We start from the raw sequence: 497 nt of genomic DNA on the forward strand, positions 1-497 counted from the left end.
GAGGAGCTGCCGGGCCGCGGGATGGGCGGGGACGGTGTGAAGCGGGGGAACCTGCGTGAGCAGAGTGTTCAACAGTGACCTTCACCGGAGGGGGCGCCGGGGCGGGCGCAATGACTCGGGGCGGGGGAGGGAGCGGGGGTGGTGCCGGGGCCCGCGTTGGCTTCGCGGGCGGTGAGGGTGATCGCCCCGGCGGAGACGGCCGCGGCGAGCACCAGGATCGCGGCGGCGAGGGGGCGCCGCCGCCGGAACAGGTTCATCGGGGTGACGCGCTCGGGCAGTTCGAACGGCGTGATCTCGACGGGCGGGCGGGGTGGCCGCTCGCCGAGCTCACCGAGCGTGTCCACCTGGGGGAGCAGGGTGGTCTCGACGGCCAGGGGTTCCTGGAGGCCGCCCCGGCCCTCGGCGCGCAGGGTCCCGAGTGCGGCGGCGCCGAGCGCGGCGGTCGCCGGCGGAACCGGTCCCGCGAACATCGGGCACGGCGGCCGGGCGGGCAGCGC

General features: G+C 77.5%; 1 pseudogene. It reads right to left on the reverse strand.

Annotation, left to right across the window (positions count from 1 at the left end):
• Positions 1 to 68: 68 nt before the first annotated feature.
• Positions 69 to 497: pseudogene (locus G3I65_RS56730) on the reverse strand (molecular chaperone DnaK); the annotation flags it as partial.

The sequence above is a fragment of the Amycolatopsis sp. SID8362 genome, from assembly GCF_010550475.1.
Taxonomy (GTDB): domain Bacteria; phylum Actinomycetota; class Actinomycetes; order Mycobacteriales; family Pseudonocardiaceae; genus Amycolatopsis; species Amycolatopsis eburnea.